The 21,350-nt window shown below is 61.5% G+C and carries 17 protein-coding genes; 13 read left to right on the forward strand and 4 right to left on the reverse strand.

Annotated elements, in window-relative coordinates:
• Positions 1–4: 4 nt before the first annotated feature.
• The 9 genes from QWU00_RS09905 (at position 5) to QWU00_RS09945 (ending at position 11,238) form a co-directional block, all read left to right on the forward strand.
• The gene (locus QWU00_RS09905; protein WP_228120640.1) at positions 5–1,447 is read left to right on the forward strand and encodes a DNA polymerase Y family protein; all 1,443 of its coding nucleotides are present in this window, start codon (positions 5–7) and stop codon (positions 1,445–1,447) included.
• A complete protein-coding gene (locus QWU00_RS09910; protein WP_086898285.1) occupies positions 1,444–4,611 on the forward strand; it encodes an error-prone DNA polymerase in 3,168 nt (1,055 codons plus the stop codon). Before QWU00_RS09905 ends, QWU00_RS09910 begins: the two co-directional genes overlap by 4 nt.
• 367 nt (positions 4,612–4,978) lie before the next feature.
• Positions 4,979–5,578: a glutathione S-transferase family protein gene (locus QWU00_RS09915; RefSeq protein ID WP_035378701.1), complete on the forward strand. Its 600-nt coding sequence runs from the start codon at positions 4,979–4,981 to the stop codon at positions 5,576–5,578.
• A gap of 160 nt (positions 5,579–5,738) precedes the next feature.
• Positions 5,739–7,829 carry a ParB/RepB/Spo0J family partition protein gene (locus QWU00_RS09920; protein WP_035378751.1) on the forward strand — a complete coding sequence of 697 codons (2,091 nt, stop codon included), beginning with the start codon at positions 5,739–5,741 and terminating at the stop codon, positions 7,827–7,829.
• A gap of 91 nt (positions 7,830–7,920) precedes the next feature.
• Positions 7,921–8,421, forward strand: coding sequence for a DUF6878 family protein (locus QWU00_RS09925; RefSeq protein ID WP_035378699.1), 501 nt, complete (start codon positions 7,921–7,923; stop codon positions 8,419–8,421).
• Positions 8,411–8,773: a DUF6915 family protein gene (locus tag QWU00_RS09930; protein WP_035378696.1), complete on the forward strand. Its 363-nt coding sequence runs from the start codon at positions 8,411–8,413 to the stop codon at positions 8,771–8,773. The genes QWU00_RS09925 and QWU00_RS09930 overlap by 11 nt, the downstream gene beginning before the upstream one ends.
• A gap of 149 nt (positions 8,774–8,922) precedes the next feature.
• A complete protein-coding gene (locus QWU00_RS09935) occupies positions 8,923–10,110 on the forward strand; it encodes a DUF932 domain-containing protein (protein ID WP_035378694.1) in 1,188 nt (395 codons plus the stop codon).
• An 80-nt stretch (positions 10,111–10,190) separates the two neighbouring features.
• Entirely contained in the window at positions 10,191–10,601 is a 411-nt protein-coding gene (locus QWU00_RS09940) for a hypothetical protein (protein WP_035378692.1), read from the forward strand.
• Positions 10,594–11,238 carry a hypothetical protein gene (locus tag QWU00_RS09945; RefSeq protein ID WP_035378691.1) on the forward strand — a complete coding sequence of 215 codons (645 nt, stop codon included), beginning with the start codon at positions 10,594–10,596 and terminating at the stop codon, positions 11,236–11,238. Before QWU00_RS09940 ends, QWU00_RS09945 begins: the two co-directional genes overlap by 8 nt.
• A 16-nt stretch (positions 11,239–11,254) precedes the next feature.
• Here the strand turns inward: QWU00_RS09945 and QWU00_RS09950 are convergent, their stop codons facing one another.
• From QWU00_RS09950 to QWU00_RS09965, 4 genes are all read right to left on the reverse strand, one after another.
• Positions 11,255–12,043 carry a hypothetical protein gene (locus QWU00_RS09950; RefSeq protein WP_035378688.1) on the reverse strand — a complete coding sequence of 263 codons (789 nt, stop codon included), beginning with the start codon at positions 12,041–12,043 and terminating at the stop codon, positions 11,255–11,257.
• Positions 12,012–12,995, reverse strand: coding sequence for a nucleotidyl transferase AbiEii/AbiGii toxin family protein (locus QWU00_RS09955; RefSeq protein WP_052051222.1), 984 nt, complete (start codon positions 12,993–12,995; stop codon positions 12,012–12,014). Before QWU00_RS09955 ends, QWU00_RS09950 begins: the two co-directional genes overlap by 32 nt.
• Complete coding sequence (locus QWU00_RS09960) at positions 12,976–13,407, reverse strand: hypothetical protein (protein ID WP_035378686.1); 432 nt, start codon at positions 13,405–13,407, stop codon at positions 12,976–12,978. The genes QWU00_RS09955 and QWU00_RS09960 overlap by 20 nt, the downstream gene beginning before the upstream one ends.
• A 114-nt stretch (positions 13,408–13,521) precedes the next feature.
• Positions 13,522–13,797 (reverse strand): HU family DNA-binding protein, encoded by a 276-nt coding sequence (locus tag QWU00_RS09965; protein WP_035378684.1) that lies wholly within the window; start codon positions 13,795–13,797, stop codon positions 13,522–13,524.
• Between the two features lie 198 nt (positions 13,798–13,995).
• On the opposite strand from QWU00_RS09965, the gene QWU00_RS09970 reads away from it, so the two are divergent.
• The 4 genes from QWU00_RS09970 (at position 13,996) to QWU00_RS09985 (ending at position 21,097) form a co-directional block, all read left to right on the forward strand.
• Positions 13,996–18,300, forward strand: coding sequence for a bifunctional class I SAM-dependent methyltransferase/DEAD/DEAH box helicase (locus QWU00_RS09970; RefSeq protein ID WP_035378682.1), 4,305 nt, complete (start codon positions 13,996–13,998; stop codon positions 18,298–18,300).
• A complete protein-coding gene (locus QWU00_RS09975; RefSeq protein ID WP_035378747.1) occupies positions 18,300–19,361 on the forward strand; it encodes a DUF7146 domain-containing protein in 1,062 nt (353 codons plus the stop codon). Before QWU00_RS09970 ends, QWU00_RS09975 begins: the two co-directional genes overlap by 1 nt.
• Before the next feature lie 357 nt (positions 19,362–19,718).
• Positions 19,719–20,654, forward strand: coding sequence for a DUF2493 domain-containing protein (locus tag QWU00_RS09980; protein ID WP_035378681.1), 936 nt, complete (start codon positions 19,719–19,721; stop codon positions 20,652–20,654).
• Positions 20,651–21,097: a hypothetical protein gene (locus tag QWU00_RS09985; RefSeq protein WP_035378678.1), complete on the forward strand. Its 447-nt coding sequence runs from the start codon at positions 20,651–20,653 to the stop codon at positions 21,095–21,097. Before QWU00_RS09980 ends, QWU00_RS09985 begins: the two co-directional genes overlap by 4 nt.
• Positions 21,098–21,350: the final 253 nt, after the last annotated feature.

Genomic DNA, 21,350 nt, shown 5'->3' on the forward strand with positions numbered 1-21,350 from the left:
GCCACTGGTCCTCGCGGGGCGCGAGGGCAGTCGTCGCGTCGTGCTGGCCGCCGACCGCGCTGCCCGTAAAAGCGGGGTGGTGATCGGAATGCCAGTTGCCAAAGCGCAGGCGCTGATTCCGGGCCTGGCGGTTCAGGACGGTCAGCCCGAAGCGGACCGTGCGGCGCTGGAACGGCTGGCGCTGTGGCTGCAGCAGCGGGTCAGTCCCATCGTGGCGGTCGATGCGTCCGGCAAGTCGGCGGACGGGCTGGTTCTCGACACCACCGGAGCCGATCATCTCCTGGGCGGTGAGGCCACAATGTTACGTGACATTGTTCGTCGCCTGAACGGATCCGGTATCACGGCGAGAGCCGCCGTCGCTGATACGCTCGGAGCAGCCTATGCTGTCACGCGCACCACGCCGGGCACGGCGATTGTCGTTCCACCCGGAGAGCACGTCGCTACTCTGGCGGATATGCCGATCGCTGCTCTCCGCCTCCCGACCAACGTCGTTGCCGGAATGGCCGACCTCGGCCTGACTCGGGTCCGCGATCTCGAGAACGCGCCTCGCGCCCCGCTGGTGCTGCGCTTCGGTCCGGAAATCACACGAAGGCTGGATCAGGCCTATGGCAGGGTGGAGGAACCCATCCTGCCGATCCGTCCGGTCGATCCCGTCGCGGTGTCGCGCAACTTCGCCGAGCCAATTGCCGCCGCCGAAACCATCGCGCGCTATATAGGCAAACTGGTGCCGCCGCTCTGCATCGGCCTCGAAGAACGCGGCCTCGGTGCACGGCGACTGGATCTCCTGCTGCATCGTGTCGACAACGCCGTGCAGGCGGTGCGTCTCGCGCTGGCTCGGCCCGTCCGCGATCCGAAGCATCTGCTGCGTCTTCTGTCTGACCAGATTGAGACCATCGAACCCGGGTTTGGCATCGAGCGTATGGAACTGATTGCCATGCTGGCCGAACCAGTGGAGCGGCGCCAGCAGGTCTCATCCCTGATTGAAGAACCGGAGGCCGATCTGTCCGGACTGGTCGATACACTGGCCAACCGGCTGGGCAGCGGGGCGCTTTACCGCGTTGTGCCAGTGGAAAGCGATGTTCCCGAGCGTTCAGTTCAGCGAGTACCGCCGCTTGCGCCAATTCAGGATACGACCTGGCCCGAAGGCTGGCCGCGACCGACCCGTCTGTTGCCGCGACCCGAGCCGATCGAGACCATGGCCATGCTACCCGACCATCCTCCGGTATTTTTCGTCTGGCGAGGCCTGCGCCACAAGGTGAAATGCGCAGACGGGCCGGAGAGAATATTCGGAGAATGGTGGAAAGGTGATGCGGAGCTGACCACGGCGCGGGATTATTTCCGCGTCGAGGATACGTCTGGCGAGCGATTCTGGCTGTTCCGCGCCGGTGACGGCGAACACGGCGAGACCGGATCGCAACGTTGGTTCCTGCATGGGCTCTTCGCATGAGCGCTTCGGCACCGCGCTACGCCGAACTTCAGGTCACGAGCTATTTCTCCTTTCTGCGCGGCGCGTCGTCGCCCGGTGAACTGTTCGGGCAGGCGAAGGCGCTCGGGATCACGGCCCTCGGTGTTACCGACAGGAACACGCTTGCCGGCATCGTTCAGGCGCATCTTGCCGCAAAGGAATTCGGGGTGCGCCTGGTTGTCGGCTGTCGCCTCGATTTGGAGGACGCGCCGCCCGTGCTGGTCTATCCGACCGACCGGGTCGCGTATGGCAAGCTGTGCCGCCTGCTGACGCTCGGCAAGGCCCGGGCGGGGAAGGGGAAGTGCCGCCTGCTCTGGCGTGATCTGGTGGAATGGGGCGAAGGACTGCTCGCCGTGCTGGTGCCGGATGTCGCCGACGAGGAGTGTGCGGCGCATCTGCGGCGGTTGCGGGAGGCGTTCGGTGACCGCGCCTATATGGCGCTCACCCTGCGCCGCCGCCCCAACGACCAGATGCGGCTTTACGACCTGGCCAATCTCGCCCACGCCCAGCGCGTGAAGACTGTCGTCACCAACGACGTGCTGTTCCATACCCATGATCGCCGCATCCTGCAGGACGTCGTCACCTGCATCAGGCACAACACCACCATCGAGCACGCAGGCTTTGCCCGGGAGCGTCACGCCGACCGCTACCTGAAACCACCGCCGGAGATGGCGCGGCTGTTTGCGCGGTATCCTGAGGCGATCGACCGCACGATGGAGATCGTCGAACGTTGCCGGTTCTCTCTGGACGATCTGGCCTATCAGTATCCCGACGAGATCGAGATTCCGGGCCAGACCCCGCAACAGGCGCTGGAGGACCTGACATGGCAGGGGGCGCGGGAGACCTATGGCGGCATAATCCCGCCGGACGTCGAGACGATTTTGCGCCATGAACTCACGCTCATCGGGCGCATGCAATACGCGCCGTATTTCCTGACGGTGCATTCCATCGTTCGTGAAGCGCGGCGACGGGACATTCTCTGCCAGGGACGGGGCTCGGCGGCCAATTCCGCCGTGTGCTTCGTGCTCGGCATCACCGCCATCGACCCATCGCGCACCACGCTCCTGTTCGAGCGGTTCATTTCCGAGGAACGGGGCGAACCACCGGATATCGACGTGGATTTCGAGCATGCTCGACGCGAGGAGATCATCCAGTGGGTCTACGATCATTACGGTCGCGACCGCGCGGCGCTGACCGCCGTGGTGATCCGCTACCGCGCCAAGGGCGCGTTGCGCGACGTCGGCAAGGTGATGGGGCTACCGGAGGACGTGATTGCTCTGTTGAGCAAACAGATCTGGGGCTGGTCGCGGCATGTCGAAGCAGAGAAATTTGCCGAGACCGGGATCGATCTGACCGACCGGTGCATCCGCCTGACGCTGGACCTCGCGCGCTGTCTGATCGGTGTACCGCGCCATCTCTCGCAGCATCCCGGCGGGTTCGTGCTGACCCGCGACCGGCTGGACGAGCTGGTGCCCATCGAGCCGGCGGCGATGGATCAGCGCCAGATCATTGAATGGGACAAGGATGATATCGACGCCCTGAAATTCATGAAGGTCGATATCCTGGCGCTCGGCATGCTGACCTGCATGAAAAAAGGGCTGGACCTGCTCGCTGCGCACAAGGGCCAGCATTTCACGCTTCAGACCATCCCGGCCGAAGACCCCCGGACCTACGCCATGATCCGCAAGGCGGACACCATCGGCGTGTTCCAGATCGAATCCCGCGCGCAGATGTCGATGCTGCCGCGCCTCAAGCCGCGTACCTATTATGATCTGGTGATCGAGGTCGCAATCGTGAGACCCGGCCCGATACAAGGAGATATGGTCCATCCGTATCTACGGCGCAGGGAGGGGCTGGAAGAGCCGGATTATCCGACACCGGAACTGGAGGAGGTGCTCAAGCGCACACTCGGCGTACCGCTGTTTCAGGAGCAGGTGATGCAGGTCGCCATGGTCTGCGCGGACTTCACCGCCGCCGAGGCGGACGGGCTGCGTCGGGCAATGGCGACGTTCAAGAACACCGGCACCGTGTCCCATTTCCAGACCCGTCTGCTCGAAGGCATGACGCGCAAGGGCTATCCGGAAGAGTTCGCGCAGCGCATTTACCAGCAGCTCGAAGGTTTCGGCTCCTACGGTTTTCCGGAAAGCCATGCGGCCAGTTTCGCCATTCTCGCCTATTCGTCGTCCTGGATGAAATGCACCCATCCGGACGTGTTTCTGGCCTCGCTTCTGAATTCCCAGCCGATGGGTTTCTACGCGCCCGCGCAACTGGTGCGCGATGCCCGGGACCACGGCATTGAGGTCAGACCGGTCTGTATAAATTCTTCCCGCTGGGACAGCACTCTTGAAGGCGAGGATGACGATCGCGGCTGTTTCGCGGTGCGGCTGGGGATGAGCCTGGTCAAGGGGCTGGCCAACGCCCATGCGGCGGCGCTCGTGGCGGCGCGGCTACGGCGGCCGTTCGCCTCGATCGACGATCTGTGGCGTCGGGCCGGGGTGCCGCAGGAAGCGCTGGTGCGTCTGGCAGAGGCCGACGCTTTCCGGCCGGCGTTCGGGCTGGCACGGCGCGAGGCGCTGTGGGCGATCAAGGGCCTGCATGACGAACCGCTGCCGCTCTTCGCCGCGGCTGCGCAGTCCCGCGAAACCGACGAGCCGGCGATGGCGCTGGTCCCGATGACCGACGGCGCCGAGGTGGTGGGCGATTACAACCATCTTGGGCTGAGTTTGCGCGCCCACCCCGTGTCGTTCCTGCGGGAGGATCTGCGGCAACGCCGGATCGTGCCCTGCGGCACGGCCATGGTGCTGCGTGACGGTAAACGGGTCGAAGCGGCCGGACTGGTGCTGGTGCGCCAGCGGCCCGGATCCGGCGAGGGGGTGTGTTTCATCACGCTGGAGGACGAGACCGGCATCGCCAATCTGGTCATCTGGCCCGACATCTTCGAGAAATACCGATCGATCATCCTCTCGGCCAGCATGGTGGCCGCCAGGGGGCGCGTCCAGCGCGAGGGGGATGTCGTGCATCTGGTGACGCTGGAACTCACCGATCTGTCCGGATTGCTCCGTCAGGTCGGAGCGCGGGGAGGGGACGACGATCCGGCCAGTTCGGGTCTCGACAGGCTCAGTTTCAGGTCACGGAATTTCCATTAGAAGCACCTTCAGGCTTTTCCTTGACACCCATTTTGGCTACCGTGGTCAGTGGCGTGTGGAAACGCTTTTTGCACTGGGCGGCCTCCTATGTCGGGTGGCCTGCCAAATAGAACACCTGGACCTATGGTCTCGCGGTGAACGGCTTCGGTTGTCCACTGTAGGGAAATAGGCAGGAGGTGGATACGCCCAGCGCAAAACACCTTTCCAACCGCCCGACGCCAGGGAATGGCGGGGTGAATTGCGCGTTAACAGAATTGTACCGACCGGTCACTCCTTGCGTCGATCATTGATTTCGTTTTGTCTCCAAACTTGATGCGCCGGGGACAGGTGATCTGCTCCGGCGGAAGAAACCAAGGAACGACCGGTTATGACATTACCAATACTCTACAACTGTCCCCCATCGGGAAACTGCTACAAGGTTCGGCTGTTCGCAGCGCTGACGGGCATTGAACTTGACATTCAGGATGTCGACCTTGTGGCAGGAGCACATAAAACAGCCGCGTTCACCGCCCTCAACCCCTGGCAGCAGGTACCGGTCCTGCAGGACGGAGAGACCGTGATCTGGGATTCTCAGGCCATTCTCGTCTATCTGGCGGAAAAATACGGCAAGACAGACTGGTGGCCGGCAGATCCGGCAACCCGGGCAGCCGTCATCGAGTGGCTGTCGGTGAGCGTCAATGAAATCCAGCATGGTCCGGCAGACGCACGGCTTGTGAAATTGTTCGACTATCCCCTGCGTTACGACGATGCCGTACGTAACAGCCAGCGAACGCTCAAGGTCATTGACCAGCATCTGAGCACCCAGAAATGGCTGTCAGCAGACCGACCCACTATCGCGGATTGTGCCGCCTATCCGTATCTCGCACTGGCGCCGGAGGGCGACATCGCCCTTGATCCTTACCCGTCATTACGGCGCTGGATCGATAACATGGAAAAGCTGCCGGGCTATGTTCCCGTTGATCACTAAGCGATTTTACGCATGGCTACATCCGTGCCCGTTCTTTCCTCATGGGGAAAGCCGTGCACCTCGAAGCGGCTATGAAGAGGGAAAGTGAAGTTGGGAATTCCGTGACGGGTTGAGAGGGTAGGAGAGAGTCTCCTGTCCGCCCGTCATGGAGTTTTTCGCCATGGCAACCGCCGTTTCCAAAATCGCGCTCAGTTCCTCGCGTGACATTCCGTTCAACAAGCTGGTCCTGTCCCAAGCCAATGTCCGGCGTGTGAAGTCCGGTCTTTCGATCGATGAACTGGCCAAGGATATCGAGCGCCGCGGGCTGTTGCAGAGCCTGAATGTCCGCCCCGTCCTCGACGACAGCGGGGCCGAGACCGGCACCTACGAAGTCCCGGCTGGCGGGCGACGTTTTCGCGCGCTCGAACTGCTGGTGAAGCAGAAGAAGCTGAACAAGACCGCCCCGGTGCCCTGCGTCGTGCGCGAGGCAGGATCGTCCATACTCGCCGAGGATGATTCTCTCGCCGAAAACGTCCAGCGCGTGGCCCTGCATCCGCTGGATCAGTTCCGGGCCTTCCGCGACATGCTCGAAAAAGGCATGTCCGAGGAGGAAATCGCGGCGGCGTTCTTCGTGCCGGTCACGGTCGTCAAGCAGCGTCTACGCCTGATGAGCGTCTCCGAAAAGCTGCTGGACGTCTACGAACAGGACGGCATGCGGCTTGAGCAACTCATGGCGTTTTCCATCAGCGATGACGCGGCGCGTCAGGAGCAGGTCTGGGAAATCGTCGCCCAGAGCCATAATCGCGAACCTTACGTCATTCGCCGGATGCTGACGGAAAAGGCAGTCAGGGCGTCGGATGCTCGTGCGCGGTTTGTCGGTCTGGACGCCTATGTCGCGGCAGGCGGTCACGTCATGCGCGACCTGTTCGAAGCCGATGATGGAGGCTGGCTGCAGGATCCTGTCATTCTCGACCGCCTCGTGATGGAGAAACTACAGGCCGCCACCGAGCAGGTCAGGGCCGAAGGCTGGAAATGGGTCGAGACAGCCCTGTCGTTCCCCTGGGGGCACACCCGCCACCTGATCGAGATCGACGGGACGCTGGCGCTGCTGTCCGAGGAAGAGACCGCACGTCTGGCCGTCCTGCGTGCGGAGCAGGAAACCATAGAAGCCGAATACGCCGAGGCCGAGGAACTGCCCGACGAAATCGATCATCGCCTTGGCGAGATTGAACAGGCCATCGAAGCCCTTGAAACCCGTCCCGCAATTTTCGATCCGGGCGACATCGTGCGGGGTGGGGCCTTCGTCAGCCTCGACAGTGACGGCACGCTGCTGATCGAGCGCGGGTTCGCCCATCCGGAAGACCTTGAAGATGAAAACCTCTCCGACGCGCACGATCCTGCGGCAGCCCTGGAAGACGGCGACGCTCCCGAAGACCATGCTGACAACGCGACCACCGATGCGACAGGACAGCACATCGCGTCCGACGACGCCGAAGACGAGGATGATCTCCGCCGCCCCATCCCGGATCGCCTGCTCTCCGAACTGACCGCATGGCGGACGCTGGCCCTGCGGGACGCGTTTGCCAGCAACCCTGATGTGGCGCTGACCGAATTCCTGCACACGCTCTGCCTCAGCCTGTTCCGCGACGATCGCAGCGGTGCCTGCCTCGAAGGCGGGGTGCGCGTTGTCGGGTTCCCGATCCAGGCGCCCGATCTGGGCAGCAGTCTGGCGGCCCATGCCCTGCGCGCGCGGCACGAAGGATGGAAGCAGGATCTCCCGCAGGACGAGGACGAACTCTGGGCGTGGCTGGATCGGCTGGATGAGACCAGTCGTTCGGCCCTTCTCGCGCACTGCCTCTCTTTCGGGGTGAATGCCCTGTTCGAGAAGGTCAATCCGCACGGGTCAGTTTCTCCGCGCGCGATTGAGCGCCGACTGGCCCGCAGCAACCGGCTGGCATCGGCCCTGCGCCTTGATCCGGTCGAGGCGGGCTGGCAGCCGACGGTCGAAAACTATCTCGGTCGCGTGACCAAGCCGCATATTCTGGACGCCGTGCGCGAAGCACGCGGTGAACAGGCGGCGGGGCTGATCGCGCATCTCAAGAAAGCGGATATGGCCCGTGAGGCGGAACGGCTGCTCGAAGGTTTCGGCTGGTTGCCCGAAGCACTGCGTGCGGGGCTGCCTGAGCATGCCGCGCCTGACGAGGAACAGAACCACACAGCGGAAGACGTGGAACTGCCGGCCTTCCTGAACGCCGAGATCGCCGCTGAATAACCATTTCCCAACCACTCAGGGCCGTGATCCCGAGGTTCGCGGAGTCACGGCCCGCCCTTTCTTCCAACTGTATGATCCGATGGAGCTTGTCATGTCAGAAACATCAGGCGTCCCCGCCACCCCTGAAGCTGCCCCGGTTGACTATACGCTGCGCTGGCAACGTCACGAAGCAGCGCAGAGAGATGCGGCGGTGCAGAACCGGCGGATTGTATTCGCCACACTCGCCCTTCACGGCATCACCCAGGTCAAGGTCTCCTTTAATGGCGAGGGGGACAGCGGCCAAATAGAGGATATCACTGTCACGCCCGAAGACCAGGCCGACATTCTTCAGCGCGAAATTGCCATGAAGACCACGTCATGGCCCGATGCTGACGTTACCCAGGTGTCCGGCTCCCTCAACGATGCGATCGAGAATGTCTGTTACGACGCCCTTGCACAGACGCATGGCGGCTGGGAAAATAATGATGGCGCATATGGCGATATCATTTTTGACGTGCCTGAGCGAACCGTCACGCTTGAATTCAACGAGCGCTATACGTCCTCGGAATATTACGAACATAGCTGGACAGAGGAGGCCGACCATGGCGCATAGTTATCATCATGCCCTCTCTTCCGTGCGGCAGTGGGGTGGAACGGTAGACGATTTCCTGCCAATTCATGACTTCTTCGACGAGTCCAAGCGGATATCGGCAGACTTCCGTCACAGGGCCTTGCGGCATCATGCTGAAGGGATCTACCTCGCGGAGCGGATATTTGGTGTCACCCTTACGCTTTCAACGGGCAGGGTCGTGCCCGTCCGGCTGATCGGTGAGCAGCATATGCGCGAAGATTTCGGCTTTATCCCGAGTTTTGTAGACTGGCTGAAGGAAATCCGGCCGCAACCGTGGATGGGACGGGCGAAGTCTCTGCATCAGATGCTGGAGACCGACCTCGACAACTCATGATAACGTTCTGAACACTCTATTATTCTCTATGGTCATGACGCGGCTTTCGGTCTCCGGAAGCCGCATTTTTTCATGTTGGTCATGCCCTGAAGAGGGAGAGGGCGGCTTCGCCTTTTGTGCCGAATATCCGGCGCAAGAGGAGAGTTTCCATGACCATGACCGTTCTTCCTTCAGCCCGTCCCGCCAGCGGGTTTCGTATTGATCCTTCCCGTGGCCGGGTTGACCACCGTGTGGCGTCCGAGTGGTATTCCCGGCCCGATGACGAGCGTTATCTCTCACTCGCTGATCTGCACGCGGCGACCCTGAGCCGTGCGGAACGGGCGACAGCGCGCACGGTGGAGAGCCGCGCCATCCGCGTGGACGCGTCACGCGACAACGCCGAGCGGCTGACCCTGTCTGTCCCCGGCCAGAGTGCGCCGGTTGCGCCGACCCATTGGTCTTTCGGGCAACTGTGCAGCCTTGTTAGCGCGCCGTCGTCTTACCTGCGTAATCTTCCGGCTCCGCTAGCCGCGATCAACTTACAGCATGGGTTGCTGTCCCATCGGGCGGAACTGGTCAAGACGCTGGAGACCGGCGACGGCCGTGTCGAATTGCGGGCCGTGACCGGGCCGGATTACGGCCGGATCTGGGACCACGAGCTTGTGGGTGCGGTGCGAAAAATTGCCGGTAATGGAACAGGGGATACGAACTGGAAAGTACCGGGTGTCATTGACTGGGCGACCATGACCCATAATCCGCATGTGGACATCACGAAGGAAACCACAACCCTGTATGCCTCGGACAGGGACGTTTTCCTGTTTCTCGTCGATGATACGCATCCGATCGAGGCGGGACGGCTGCCAAATGGCGATCCTGATCTTTTCTTCAGGGGGTTTTACGCATGGAATTCCGAAGTCGGTAGCAAAAGCCTCGGTATTGCCTCTTTCTACTTGCGCGGTGTGTGCCAGAACCGGTTGATCTGGGGGCAGGAAAATCTGCAGCAGATCACGATCCGGCACAGCAAGTTTGCGGCCTCCCGCTTTGTCCAACAGGCTGCACCTGCGCTGCGGAATTTCGCAAACGCCAGCACAGCATCGTTCGTTTCCGGAATTCAGGAATCACGCAAGCAGATCGTAGCCCGTGACGAGGACGACCGCGAGCGTTTTCTGCGCCGACAGGGCTTCTCGAAACCCGAGACGGCGAAAATCATCGAGACGGTCCTGCATGAGGAAGGCCGGCCACCGGAAAGCGTGTTCGATTTCGTGCAGGGTATTACGGCCTTTGCCCGCACAAAGAGCAATCAGGACACGCGGCTCGATCTGGAAGGCAAGGCCCGCAAGCTCATGGAGCGGGTCTGATCTTCCAGCTGCATTTTTCATCGTTGCCTTTGCGAAAGCCCGGATTTGTTCCGGGCTTTTTCTGTATGGAGGGTCCGAAAATGGCCGATTATTTTACGCATTTCTCCTGCCTTCTCGACGTAAGAACACATGAAAACGCGCTCAAAGCGCTGGAACTCTATCGGAACGAGACGGAGGATGAAGATGGTTTTTGTCTCTCTGACGGGTTCTCCCTTCTGCTGTCTAGGGAAGGCTCTTCTGAATTGTGGATCCATGATGAGTCTGGCGGCGACCCGGAATGCGTCATCGCATTCGTGCTGAAATGCGCGGAAGCGTTTTCACTCTCCGGTTTGTGGGGAATGGAGTATGCAAATACCTGTTCGCGTCCCCGTCTCGACGCTTTCGGGGGTGGCGCGCATCTCATTGATCTTGGGGCGGGTAAATCCGTCGGCTGGACCAGCACCAACGAATGGCTGGCCGGTGCTCTCGAAGGAGATGATCCTGATGCCTGAGATCCTCTCCGTCACCGTTTATCAGATCGATGAACTGTCCGCTGCCGCTCGCGAAAAAGCCCGTTGCTGGTATCGGGATACTCTGGACGCTTTTCCCTGGTGGGATGCTGTCTATGAGGACTTTCTGCGCATATGCGCCGTAATCGGGGTGGACGTTGCGACGGTATCACGGCGTTCGACAGGCCCGTCCAGCGTATGCGATCCCTGCATCTATTTCCGGGGGTTTTCCAGTCAGGGGGACGGCGCCTCGTTCGAGGGTGTCTACAAATATGCGCCGCGTGCGTCCCATAAAATCCGTCAGTACGCGCCGCAGGACGAGGCGCTTCATGCCATTGCAGACCAGCTAACTGCGCTCCAGAGGTGGAATTTCTACCAGCTGACCGCGCGGATTACCCAACGCGGCCTCTATTACCATGAATATACGATGCGGATCGACGTCAGTCGCGACAGCCCGTCGGATCAGGATATGACGGCTGACGCGGAGGAAGGGGTTACCGAGGCCCTGCGCGATCTGGCACGCTGGCTGTATCGTTCTCTTGAACGCGAATGGGACTATCAAACCACCGATGGGGTGATTGATGACGCCATCCGCGCCAATCGATATACGTTTACCGTAGGAGGAGACCGGTTTTCATGATTGGCAAAGATGCAAGCTAGATACGTGGAGACAATAAATGCGCGAGACTGGAGAGCATGTGCCAAAAATGTATCCCGGATATTTTAGCCGAAAAATATCCCACCCCCCACACAGTAAGAGCGGCACGTAACAAAATAATAAAAGCGCATAGCAGAGGAGGAAATCCCTCCATAGATTTTGATGTAGTAAGTAAGCACAAGAATAAATAGAACTGAGATCCTAGGTATTTTATAAATCCAGAGAATGAGGAATATGTGTTGGACCACGCATTAAAATTAATGCCTCGGGCAAATATTTCTTGGCGTCGTATACGTCCTTTTTCCCACTGATTTTCTGTCGTTAATAGAAACTCGCGCGCGATAGCTGAAAGCGCATGGGCGAAGAAAAACATGTCCATGCCCATGATGATCATATTACCTGATATGGAAGACCATTCCTGCGGCTGCGCAATATGAGGCAAGCAAAGGTAGAGCGCGATCGTGGTCAGGCCGCTCGTCAAGATGCCCCTGAAGAAGGGGCGGATAAATTCAGGCCCCCCTCTGACGAGACCGTACCAGGTTCCGGCTGCAGCTACGGAGGCGACATAGACCCAGATCGGAAACTGGCCGCAATCCGGATGTTTGTCAGTCCACAGGAATGCCATAAGTGTAAGGACGGCGGGTGCGGTGACAGTTTCATCAACGGTTTCAGACCGCTTGCCAATGCGGAGCAGCCAACGGACGATCCTGCCGGTTTTTCCTTTGGAAAAGTGATAATCTTTATCGTCGTTGTCTTTATTTCGGTCGTTTTCTATTTGGTTCGACATCGTTCTTTTCATCTACATGATTTTCGGTTTCTTTAATGGCGGCATAGAGACTCTGTACTGACGCCATCGCCGTGTCGTAGGTGAAATGTTCGCCGTAAACCATGGATGCCTGAAACCGATCGAAGGAATCACGACATTCTGAATTCGTCATAAGATAGGCTAACGCCTGTTCGGTGCCTGCCTCCGGGTCTGCGGCATACGCAGGGAACCACCTCTTAAACTGCTCTGCGTCACTGACCATGATCTGTCTGGCAAGTGTCGAGACGCGAGGCAGATCGAGATGGGGTAGGATGCAATGCAGGTCGTAGACGTGCCGGATCAGGAAGCGGTCATAAGCGTCTGTTTTCCGTCCTTCCAGATAACCTGCTGTCCGACGGGTCAGGGCCACGAATTTCTCTGCAGCGGTCTCGTCCACGGAAATGCAGGTGATCTGCTGTATCTCTGGTTCGCAATTCGTCGCCTCGCTGACGAACGACCGGACCGATCTTTCGACGGTCGGGAGAGCGGCGGGGGCATATGTCAGTTCGACGAGAAGGTGCGGGCGCAGTTCGACGTCTTCGCCCGTGCTGTCCGCATAGCTCAGCTCGGCGCAGATATAGTGGTTTTCATTTTTCGCGGAAATGACCGGATCGGGAAACCCGAGGTCTGCGGTGATTTTTCTGATGGTCTCCTTCAGGGCGCCCAGAATTTTCCGGGCCGCATTCTTACTCGACGGCAGCGGTGTAATCGCGATCTTCAGATCCACGTCTTCCGACATTCTGGCGACCAGCCGATGAGCACGAGCAAGGCACGTGCCGCCAGCAAAAACCAGACTTATCCCTTGAGGGAGGTCCGTATGCTGAAGTGCTGCCAGCACCTCGACAACGCGGTAGTCCTTTTCCACGAGAGATGCTGATGACAGGTCAAGCGCATCGGCAACCTCAGCGAGCAGATCAGGCGTAAGGCTTTTCAAACCGCGCCTCGAGGTTTCGGTAGCGCAGTTTCCGGTTGAACCGGCTCTGGACTTCGAAGACCGGATTGGCCTGAACCTGTGTCGTGCGTCCGTTATTGTACTGTTGGACCGCATCGGACTCCCGCCAGTTGACCTTCAGTTTGCTGAGAGTCTGACGTACGGCTCCATCAAAGCCGCCGCGGACGGCAAGCATCGGGCGACCAGTCAGGCCGTTCGTTTTCACGCGGGCGTAGACCCCGTAGCCCAGACGCGCGATCTCGCCTTCGACAATGAGCTGTCGAAGGGCTCTTTTGACACTGTCATATTCGCCAAGGTCGGCGAAGTCACGCGGCACGAAGACGTCGCTGCGTGCGCGGCGAATGCGTGTCTTCAGCCGATCTTTCAGTGTTCTGGTGCGACGTGGCTGGGTCATGATGACCTCAATGGACCTCCCTGATGCTCCTGCACAGTAACAGAAACAGGACATTCCGATCCACAAAAATAGGACATCCTGCTGTTTGTCAGGACCATCGGAGAGGGCGCGTTTTCAGTCGTTCAACGCGTCTTTCAGGGCCTTGGCGGGCGTAAACGTCAGCTTGCGGGAGGCAGCGATCTGGATCTTGTCACCGGTCGCCGGATTGCGTCCTTCCCGGGCCGGCACGTCCTTGACCTTGAATTTGCCGAAGTCGGGCAGGGAGATCTCCTCGCCTTTTTTGGCTGCGGCGGTCATCGCCTCCACGAGCGCATCGAGCACCTTGCGGGTGTCGGTCTTGCTGGCGTCGGTTGTCTCGGCGATCTGATCGACCAGTTCGGAAATTTTCATGTGCAATGCCTTCTGTAGGAATGGTTCAGGCGTAAGCCTCGCAAAACCGTTACGAAGAGATTGTGGCGGCTTCAAGCCCCGCGTGCCCCGGATGTGCGGCAGCGGAGAGGGAAAGGGTGGTTCTGAACCGGGTGGTTCCGGTGCGGGAGAGGGAGGCGTGCCGGGACCGTCCGTCTTTTTTCCCCGGAGACTTCCGTCATGGATTGGCCTGTAACCCCTATCGGTGAGACGAGCGGTCACGCCGCCGCACGACTGCTTCTCGCCCATCTCGAACGCGGTGAGAAACTGGACGCCAGCCGGTTGCGCCAGGCGATGGAGAGCGCCTTCAAGGCCCCTGATGCGACAGGCGCGTGGGACTGGAAAATGGCTTATGACGCTGCCGAAGCCGCGTCCGTCCTGTTCCTGCGCCGCTATGGACCGGCCCTGATGGCCCGCGCCTCGGGCGATGCGGATCTCCTCACCAGCATTGCACGGCTTGCGTCCCTTATGCCCTCGCAGACGCGTCGGTCGGACGACAGCCAGACCTGGCAGCAGTTCTCAACGCCTCTGCCACTGGCGTTCTGCCTGATGCGGGCGGCGGGTCTCGCGCGCGGCGAGCACGTACTCGAACCGTCCGCCGGGACCGGTCTTCTGGCCATCTTCGCCGAACTGGCCGGTGCCTCGTTGACCCTCAATGAATTGGCGCCGGGCCGTGCTGACCTGCTGGCAGCGCTCTTTCCGGCAGCCCGCCTGTTCCGGCATGACGCCGCACAGATCCACGACTATCTGCCGCAGAGCATTCAGCCGGATGTGGTCATTATGAATCCGCCCTTCTCGGCGACGGTGCATGTGGCCGGTCGCTCACCTGACACGACCTTCCGGCACATCGCCTCAGCACTGGACCGGTTGCGGCCCGGTGGTCGGCTGGTCGCCCTGACCGGCCTGTCCTTCTGCCCTGATAACCCGCGCTGGACCGATGGTTTCTCCACCCTTCAGGCCAAAGCCCGTCTGGTGTTTTCGGCGGGTGTCGCGGGGCCGCTCTATCGGCAGCATGGCACGAGCGTTGAAACGCGGCTTCTGGTGTTCGATCGCACACCTGCTTCCGAGCCATCGCACTTCATCGCGGCCCACGGCACGGCCCCGGATTTTCCGACCCTGCTGGGCTGGATCACCGGTGATCTGCCGTCCCGTCAGCCGCAGACGCGCCAATCGTCGCCAGTGTTACGCTCTGCTGCTCTTTCTTCGCCTCGCACTGTGCGTGGCTATATCGGGCGTAAGGCCGCCGCCGCACCGCGTCACAGGACGGTCCCGGAGATGCAGGACGTACTTCTGTCATATGACATCCTGCCGTCGGATGAGCATGGAACCGCGGCGACACGTCTGTCTGATGCCCTGTATGAGGATTATCGTCTCCAGACCCTCGCAATTCCCGGCGCCCGGCCGCATCCCACCAAATTGGTCCAGTCGGCTGCCATGGCCTCGGTGCGCCCGCCCGGGCCTTCCCACAAGCCAACCCTCCCTGATCCCGTCATCCATGACGGCCTGCTCTCCGACGCCCAACTGGAATCCGTCATCTATGCTGGCCAGGCCCATGATCGCTTTCTGGCAGGTCGGTGGAAAGCCGATCACACATGGGACATCCTCACCCGTGTCGGTGAGGACGATCCCGATGGTGTCCGGTTCCGCCGGGGCTGGTTCCTTGGCGATGGCACCGGCACCGGAAAAGGCCGCCAGGTCGCGGGTATCATTCTGGACAACTGGCTCAACGGCCGCAGGCGCGCGGTCTGGGTGTCGAAGTCGGACAAACTGCTCGAAGACGCGCAGCGCGACTGGTCGGCGCTGGGAATGGAACGGCTTCTGGTCACACCTCAGTCGCGCTTTTCGCAGGGCACCACCATCCGTCTGACCGAGGGCATCCTGTTTACCACCTATGCCACGCTCCGGACGGAAGAGCGTGGCGCGAAAGCCTCCCGCGTCCAGCAGATCGTCGAGTGGCTGGGGGCTGATTTCGACGGGGTCATCATCTTCGATGAAGCCCACTCCATGCAGAATGCCGCCGGCAGCAAAGGGCAGCGGGGCGATCAGGAAGCCTCCCTGCAGGGGCGTGCCGGACTACGACTGCAACATGCCCTGCCGGACACGCGGGTGGTGTATGTCTCCGCCACGGGTGCGACCTCGGTCCACAATCTGGCCTATGCCCAGCGTCTGGGCCTCTGGGGCGGGGAGGATTGCCCCTTCGTCACGCGGGCCGATTTCATTGCCGCCATCGAGGCCGGCGGTGTGGCGGCCATGGAGGTGCTGGCGCGCGACCTCAAGGCCATGGGGCTCTATACCGCCCGGTCGCTCTCCTATGACGGTGTCGAATATGAACTGGTCGAGCATCAGCTCACGCCAGAACAGATCCGCATTTACGATGCCTTCGCCCAGGCGTTCATGGTCATTCATAACAATCTCGATGCCGCCATGCAGGCCGCCAACATCACCGGAACGGACGGTACGCTGAACCGGCAGGCCAAGGCCGCAGCCCGCTCGGCCTTCGAGAGCACGAAACAGCGGTTTTTCAACCATCTGATCACGGCCATGAAAACCGTGACCCTGATCCGCGCGATCGAACGCGATCTGGCCGAGGGCCATGCAGCCGTCATCCAGCTTGTTTCAACGGGGGAGGCCCTGACCGAACGGCGGCTGGCCGAGATCTCGCCGGAAGACTGGAATGATTTGCGGATCGATGTGACGCCAAGGGAATACGTCCTTGGGTATCTGGAACATTCCTTCCCGGTCCAGCTTTACGAACCCTATAGCGACGGGTCGGATCATGTGTATTCACGGCCGGTCTTTCACGATGGCAAGCCTGTCCTGAGCCGTGAGGCCGTGGCCCGGCGGGATGCGATGATCGAACAGCTTGCAGCCCTCCCGGCACTGCCTGGCGCGCTTGATCAGATCATCCAGCATTTTGGCACCGATGCAGTAGCCGAGGTGACCGGCCGCTCGCGGCGCGTGGTGCGCAAGGGGGATCGGCTTGCCGTGGAAAGCCGACCCGCCGCCGCCAGCCTGATCGAGACCCAGGCGTTCATGGATGACGCCAAGCGCATTCTGGTCTTCTCGGATGCCGGAGGCACCGGCCGGTCCTATCACGCCGAACTTTCCGCTGCGAACCGGCGTCTGCGGGTGCATTATCTGCTGGAACCCGGCTGGAAGGCGGATGCCGCCATTCAGGGGCTGGGTCGCACCAACCGGACCAATCAGGCGCAGCCGCCTCTGTTCCGGCCGATTGCCACGGACGTAAAAGCGGAAAAACGCTTTCTCTCCACCATCGCCCGCCGGCTGGACACGCTGGGCGCCATGACCCGGGGCCAGCGCCAGACGGGCGGGCAGGGGCTGTTTCGCCCGGAGGACAATCTCGAAAGTCCCTATGCGCGCGATGCGCTGCGGCAGTTTTACCGTCTTCTCGCCCGGGAGAAGGTCGAAGGCTGCACACTGGCGCAATTCGAGGATGCGACGGGTCTGTCCCTGGTCGATGATACGGGCCTGAAAGACAAGCTTCCGCCGATTTCCACGTTCCTCAACCGGATGCTTGCCCTGCCGGTGGCGCTGCAGAACCTGCTCTTCGCGACGTTCGAGGATCTGCTGGCAGGCCGTGTCGAGGCGGCAGTGGCGGCGGGTGTCTATGATGCGGGTCTGGAAACCCTGCGCGCAGACAGTTTCACCATTCTCGCGCGCCAGACCATTCACACCCATGCGGAAACCGGCGCGGACACGGAATTGCTGACCATCCGGGAACGCCGGCGGTCAGAACCCGTTACGTTGTCGCAAGCACTGGCTCTGGGACGGGAGCGGGAGTCCGGTCTTGTGCGCAATACCCAGTCCGGGCGGGTCGCGGTGCGTGTTCCTGCACCCGGTCTGGTGACGGAAGACGGGGAGTTCGAGTGGCGTGTCCGGCTGGTCAGGCCCATGGACACGCAGATCCTCTCGCGTGACGCCTTCGCGGCGAGCCACTGGAAGCCTGTGGATGAGGACACCTTCGCGGCCTTGTGGGAGGCGGATCTGCGCACGGTCGATGAATTCGTCGAGACCGAGTTCCATATGGTGACGGGGCTGCTGTTGCCGGTCTGGAAAAGCCTGCCGACGGACCATGCACGGGTCTACCGGTTGCAGACCGATGACGGTGAGCGCGTGCTTGGCCGGCGCGTGCCCGTGGCATGGGCCACCAGTGCCGGGGCGACTGGCAGTCTGTCGCCGTCCGGGCAGGACGCACGCACAGCCTTGCTGGACGGCGGAACGGTCCTGCATCTGGCCGAACGGATGCAGGTGCGGCGGGTCCGTGTGATGGGGCGGCCGCGGATCGAACTGACCGGCTTTACCGAAGGGATGCGGGAACGTTTGCGGGCCTACGGCCTGTTTTCGGAAATCATCTCGTGGACATTGCGGTTTTTCGTGCCGGTCGATGAGGCGGGCGATAAGGTTCTGGAACGGCTCTTCGAAACCTGGCCGATTGAGCGCGTGACGGAAAGGGAGGCGGCATGATGGCGGAGCATGATGCACGGGACCTGTCACGCCGTCTGGCGGAGAACGCCGAGGCGGTGTGCCGTCATTACCTCTCGGCCGGGCGACGGCATGGCAATTACTGGCTGGTCGGCGATGTTCGTAACACCCCCGGCCGCTCGCTTTATGTCCGCCTGCATGGCCCTTCGGAAGGGCGCGGGGCCGCCGGGCGCTGGACGGATGCCAGCACCGGTGCGTTCGGCGATCTGCTCGACCTGATCCGTGATTGCCTCGGTCTGATCGAATTCCGCGACGTTGCTGACGAGGCGCGCAGCTTTCTGGCGCTGCCTCAGCCTGAACCTGACCGGGCGGCGGATCGCCCGCGAACGTCCCCGTCGCACCGGCCCGGGACGGGAGGCAGCAGCACGGACGCCGCACGCCGCCTGTGGGATGCCAGCCGGCCCCTGTCCGGTGTCGCGGCTGTCTATCTGCGGGGACGCGATCTGACGCGCTGTTCCCCTTTGGCTGCCCTGCGTTTTCACCCCGACTGCTACTATCGCGCTGATGCCGACAGTCCGCCCGAGACCTGGCCCGCGATGATCGCCGCCGTCACCGATCTCGGAGGTCGCGTCACCGGCGTTCATCGCACCTGGCTGGCGTGCGATGGACGCGGCAAGGCGCCTGTCGCCATACCCCGTCGGGCGATGGGCGATCTGCTCGGCCATGCCGTGCGTTTTGGCGCAGCCTCTGACGCTCTGGCGGCAGGCGAGGGGATCGAAACGGTGCTGTCGCTCCGCGAGGTCATGCCCGATCTGCCACTGGCCGCCTGCCTGTCCTCGGCGCATCTCGCCGCCATGGCGTTTCCGCCTGCCCTGCGCCGCCTCTACGTGCTGCGCGATGACGACCCGGCCGGCGACCATGCGGTGACGACCCTGCTCGCCCGGACGCAGGAGGCCGGGATCGAGTGCCTTGTGCTGTCACCGCGTCTGGCGGATTTCAACGATGATCTGCGCTATCTCGGGCGCGGGGCGATGCGGGCGATCCTGCATCCCCAGCTTGCCCCGCAGGACGTGGCGCGGTTCCTGCAACCCGTCGCGCACTGAGGCGGGCCGGGAAGGGGGTGTGGGGGCATCGTTTTTCCTTGTCGTGCGGGGCTGTCCTGCCTTGCTTCCGGGTGGGGCACGCCCGCGGGCCTTTTAAGAGGGGGAGCGGGCGTCAGCCAGGCCGGGCCTGCAATGGCGGAGCCGGCTATTTTCCGCCGCGCCCTCACACCCCACGCGGCAGGCCGCGTGGGGACCCCGGTTCGGTGCGCTTTGCATCGCGAAGCAAAATAGCCGTCTCCCTGCCATCCTCCACTGCGTTCCGGCCGCGCGTGGCGCGGTTCCGGTCCGGCCTTCGTCTGCCGCTATCCGCCCCTGGAAAGGCCGCGAGGGGCGCGGCCGAGACCGGAGGACAGACCCATGACCCGCACACAGGACGATTTCGAACCCGCACACGCTACCTCTTCCACCGCCCATGTGCTGGCGGAACTCCAGCTTTATGGCCACCGTCCCTTCGAGGACGAGCCGGACCCGAGGCCCTTGCCTGACGCCAGCCAGATCGAGGGCGCGGTCGCTGACATCTTCGATGCCCTGTCAGCCACGCTGACCGACACGCGGCTGGAACCCGATCTCGAACCGCTGCTCTGGTCCACGGTCAACGTCTTTCACCGCATGGTCGGGCAGGTCGAACGGGATCTCGATCGCAACGAGGCAGCGCAGAAGCGCAGCCAGCAGGAACAGGATGGCAGCGAGATCCGCTCGGTGGAACTGGAACGTCTCATCGCCGAGGGCCTGACCCTGCTGGAGCGACGCAACGCTTACGAGATATTCCGCGACCTCGCCTGCGACCAGTTTGAACGTCTGACCATGTCGCCCTGGCGACCGCGTTCCGGTTCGCTGGTCAGCCGCAGCACCCTGACGGCGTCGATGATCGATAGCCGCGATTTCCTCAACGCCCGCCGCAAGGCCGAAGCCGAACTGCTCGTGCCTCCCGGGCCAAAGGTCGCGGTCACTGGCGGCCTCGATTACGAGGACCATATCCTGATCTGGAACCGGCTGGACAAGGTGCGCGAGAAGCACCCCGACATGGTGCTGCTGCACGGAGGTTCCCCCAAGGGCGCGGAATTCATCGCTTCCCGCTGGGCCGATCACCGGCAGGTCGCGCAGATCGCCTTCAAACCGGACTGGAACCGGCACGGCAAGGCTGCCCCGTTCCGGCGGAACGACGCCCTGCTGAAAGTCCTGCCCGTCGGGGTCATGGTATTTCCGGGATCGGGCATTCAGGACAATCTGGCCGACAAGGCGAAGCAGATGGGCATCCCGGTCTGGCGGTTCCGCAAGGACAGTGGCGCGTGAGCGCCATCGTTCTCCAAGAAGGGTATATCAACATCCGTGGTGAGAAGAGTTTATTCTTTCGATATGCTTTTATAAATGCAGGAGATGCTCTGAACGCCGCTATAGGCACCGTCGATATGAAATGGTTTCCCCTCTTCGCAAAGAAGACGCCGATAATAGTCGCCATCTCCCGATACTCGACCCGTGCCTATTTCGGGAACTGGCTGAATTTTTTTGATTTCAATCCGATGTCCGGAATAGCAGGTATGTGCCTTGAATTCTTTGTCCAGATCCTCCGCGCTCCTGTTCTTTCCGATCTCGTTTACAGCATCGACAGAACAGGACGATACGCTCTGAGCACTCGCCGCAGATATATTGGCCAGCATAAATCCAGAAAAAATGGGAAGAACGAAAAGACCGGCCTTCATGATAACGAGTTCCTCTTTTCTATACGAAAGCATTGAGTCGATCGCACAATGTAGAAATGCAAAATAGAGATATATCAACATATGACTTCGATAAAGTGCGCCTTCGCAACCTGTTTCCACACTGAAGGAGATTAAGCCGGACTGCCCCACCCCTCACGCCGGACTGGAGGAGGGAAGAACTTTTCCCCGTTCCGGCTGCGGGGACGATGGATGAGGGAGGCGGTGGTCCCCTTCCGCGTCGGTGAACAGGTCGAAACTGCAGTGGCGAAGCAGGGATCGTCCAGCGGAC

The sequence above is a fragment of the Acetobacter tropicalis genome (assembly GCF_030644465.1).
GTDB classification, from domain to species: Bacteria; Pseudomonadota; Alphaproteobacteria; order Acetobacterales; family Acetobacteraceae; genus Acetobacter; species Acetobacter tropicalis.

Excerpts from the sequence above, each read along its gene's own strand:
- QWU00_RS09910 (WP_086898285.1), top strand. The coding sequence starts at position 1,444 with ATGAGCGCTTCGGCACCGCGCTACGCCGAACTTCAGGTCACGAGCTAT.
- QWU00_RS09930 (WP_035378696.1), top strand. The coding sequence starts at position 8,411 with ATGGCGCATAGTTATCATCATGCCCTCTCTTCCGTGCGGCAGTGGGGT.
- QWU00_RS09935 (WP_035378694.1), top strand. The coding sequence starts at position 8,923 with ATGACCATGACCGTTCTTCCTTCAGCCCGTCCCGCCAGCGGGTTTCGT.
- QWU00_RS09980 (WP_035378681.1), top strand. The coding sequence starts at position 19,719 with ATGACCCGCACACAGGACGATTTCGAACCCGCACACGCTACCTCTTCC.
- QWU00_RS09950 (WP_035378688.1), bottom strand. The coding sequence starts at position 12,043 with ATGTCGAACCAAATAGAAAACGACCGAAATAAAGACAACGACGATAAA.
- QWU00_RS09975 (WP_035378747.1), top strand. The coding sequence starts at position 18,300 with ATGGCGGAGCATGATGCACGGGACCTGTCACGCCGTCTGGCGGAGAAC.
- QWU00_RS09925 (WP_035378699.1), top strand. The coding sequence starts at position 7,921 with ATGTCAGAAACATCAGGCGTCCCCGCCACCCCTGAAGCTGCCCCGGTT.
- QWU00_RS09970 (WP_035378682.1), top strand. The coding sequence starts at position 13,996 with ATGGATTGGCCTGTAACCCCTATCGGTGAGACGAGCGGTCACGCCGCC.
- QWU00_RS09940 (WP_035378692.1), top strand. The coding sequence starts at position 10,191 with ATGGCCGATTATTTTACGCATTTCTCCTGCCTTCTCGACGTAAGAACA.
- QWU00_RS09965 (WP_035378684.1), bottom strand. The coding sequence starts at position 13,797 with ATGAAAATTTCCGAACTGGTCGATCAGATCGCCGAGACAACCGACGCC.
- QWU00_RS09915 (WP_035378701.1), top strand. The coding sequence starts at position 4,979 with ATGACATTACCAATACTCTACAACTGTCCCCCATCGGGAAACTGCTAC.
- QWU00_RS09920 (WP_035378751.1), top strand. The coding sequence starts at position 5,739 with ATGGCAACCGCCGTTTCCAAAATCGCGCTCAGTTCCTCGCGTGACATT.
- QWU00_RS09960 (WP_035378686.1), bottom strand. The coding sequence starts at position 13,407 with ATGACCCAGCCACGTCGCACCAGAACACTGAAAGATCGGCTGAAGACA.
- QWU00_RS09945 (WP_035378691.1), top strand. The coding sequence starts at position 10,594 with ATGCCTGAGATCCTCTCCGTCACCGTTTATCAGATCGATGAACTGTCC.